Source organism: Vibrio sp. 10N.247.310.17, from assembly GCF_041466605.1.
In the GTDB taxonomy this organism is placed as follows: Bacteria; Pseudomonadota; Gammaproteobacteria; order Enterobacterales; family Vibrionaceae; genus Vibrio; species Vibrio tasmaniensis_A.
This window is the reverse complement of record NZ_JBFSTC010000193.1, coordinates 1-2268: the sequence shown is the minus strand read 5'-3', so window position 1 is coordinate 2268 and position 2268 is coordinate 1. Positions and strand designations below refer to the sequence as shown.

Below are 2268 nucleotides of genomic sequence, written 5' to 3'. Positions count from 1 at the left end.
TTGATCTTATTCTTCGCGCTGAAAGATTAGAATGCGGGGTTTATGGCGCGTTTACCTTCGAGAACAGTCACAGGTTGGGATGAGGGGAAACCAATACCTCCCGAGTGCAAAAGACTTATGCGGATGGCCAAAGGTAGAGAACTTAGCATTAGTGAAGATTGGGTACAGTTCAAAATGTTATACGACAGTATGGAACTACCTACTGGCCAAGTGGTGAGGCCACAACAAATATTGGCAGGGATTGCATTATTGGGTATTCAATCAGAGTTAGAGATTAAGACATCTACACATTTACTTGGACTTGCTAGGGCAATAGCCAAAATTAAGGAAAAAAAATTGTGATCGTATAAACCCTAACGTAATAAACAAAGAAACCCAACGTGGAGTGAAAATACCTAGCGTTGGGGATTCGTCTTAAACGTTGTTTATGGCTTGGGCTCTGACAGGTACTCAGAAGAAACCCAACCTCTAATGCCTTTAGTTTCAACAAAAGACCAACCACCTTGGTTGCGCTTAACTTCAACTTTGTTACCAAAAGCCAATTGGTCAATGATACTTGAATTTAAAGAGGGCTCAGATCTTACTCGTAAGCTTTTTGCTTCGACGATACTGTAATTTGTAGGCTCAGTATTTGGATCGTCCATGACTGCAATGACAAGACAAGCAACTACAGCAAAAGCAAGCAATTTTGTTAGCAACGAGCTAGATTTTGTAGGTCTTTGCATCCGGCCTGATGTACTGCCATCAGTTAACGTTTGGCTGTAAGAAAGCCCCGAGCCCGTAACACCCAAAGTAGCTTTAACCCCTTTATTTCCAATATTTACCGTCGCACCAGGTTTTCCGATTGAAGTACTTACACCACTTTTGCTTAGGTTAAGATGGACACCTGGAGCTATTTTTATACGTTTTCGAAATTTAAATCCCATACACTTTCCTAAACAAGCTAAAAAAAATCATTCGGGAGCCATAACGCTTGCAATAAGAGGCTTGACGCAAACCACCATAGCGCACCGAACTTCATACCAAAAATACCGAGTGTAACGGCTCGCTTTGACCGCCTTGTTGAACATTATGAGAAAACCTATAGCAATGCTAACAATCCTGTAGCAATGATACTGCCTGTAATCCCCTCAAGTATGCTACGTATGGATTTAACGGACTCATTAATTATTGTTGGTTTAGGTTTTGGAGAGTCTAATTGCAATTCAACCATTGATACATCAGTTTCCAACTCTTTACGTTGTGCGTCACCAATTTCCAACTGATCACTAAATTGCCTATATTTTTCGACAAATTCTCTTATTTTCGTTGAATTATCATGGACAGTTAAAGACTGACTAGCTCCCGCAGAATCTTGCTGTAGCTGAGAGTTATTCATATTTTCAATATTATTAGTAACTTGATAGGTTATCTGCGACGCAGTTTGCTTTTCTTCTTTACTAAAACTCATACCATCTCCCAATATTTCTCGTGATTCTAGATCTAACGCCCAGTTTAAAACCTCTGTCCTTATTGCCTCAAGAACTCCCACGATCTCTGTTTGCGGTACTACTAAGGTAGGCTCCAGTTTTACATGCATCAGTCGTATGAGTTCATTTTTTGTTGACTGATCAAATGGTATTTGAAGAAACTCGCCTTTATGATCGTTAGCTAAAGAGTCTAACTCACCAACCGGTTGAGCAATTTTACGTGTAGAAAGAACATCTTCTATTTCGGAACTTCCAACGTTTAAAGATTGCCACCCATGGTATGGATTAAAAACTTTGACCTCTCCTCTAATATCTCGATATGCAGGTATAGCCTCTTGGTCGTAGCTATAACCATAAAGCTCATTTCTAATCCAAGTTTCAATTTCTACAATAACTAGTTTTTTCGAGACGACTAGCGCTTTTCTCAGTAGATCTGAGACGTTGATATTTTTATCTAGAGCATCTCTTTGTAGCTCTAGTACTAACCCAGCCATGAAATCGCTCCTAATTAAACATGCCGATAAAAACTCTCAGATAGAAAGTTTCTATATTTAAATACAGAATCTTTCTACTTAGTTCTTTGTACTATGATTTTACTAGAAATTGTGAATTACAAATAGTGGATTATCACCATAATCCAGATGATTAGATCAAAACATAGAGTTATTCTGTATAGCTCAACGTAAGACTCTAGCGCGCAAGCTTGCAACTAGATCAGGGTAGTATGAGTACTGATAGATAGGCCGAATTTACCCCCGTGATACAACACGGGGATTCACGACGAACAGCATTAGAAGAA

The 2268-nt window shown here is 39.2% G+C and carries 3 protein-coding genes; 1 reads left to right on the top strand and 2 read right to left on the bottom strand.

Annotated elements, in window-relative coordinates; all coding sequences use genetic code 11:
• The first annotated feature begins 42 nt into the window (after nt 1-42).
• Entirely contained in the window at nt 43-342 is a 300-nt protein-coding gene (locus tag AB6D80_RS24690) for a regulator (protein ID WP_372139870.1), read from the top strand.
• A gap of 83 nt (nt 343-425) precedes the next feature.
• On the opposite strand, the gene AB6D80_RS24685 is transcribed toward AB6D80_RS24690, so the two are convergent.
• Together AB6D80_RS24685 and AB6D80_RS24680 are read right to left on the bottom strand one after the other, a co-directional pair.
• Entirely contained in the window at nt 426-926 is a 501-nt protein-coding gene (locus AB6D80_RS24685; RefSeq protein WP_372139869.1) for a DUF4236 domain-containing protein, read from the bottom strand.
• Nucleotides 927-1081: 155 nt separating this feature from the next.
• Nucleotides 1082-1963 carry a hypothetical protein gene (locus AB6D80_RS24680; RefSeq protein WP_372139868.1) on the bottom strand — a complete coding sequence of 294 codons (882 nt, stop codon included), beginning with the start codon at nt 1961-1963 and terminating at the stop codon, nt 1082-1084.
• Between the last annotated feature and the right edge of the window lie 305 nt (nt 1964-2268).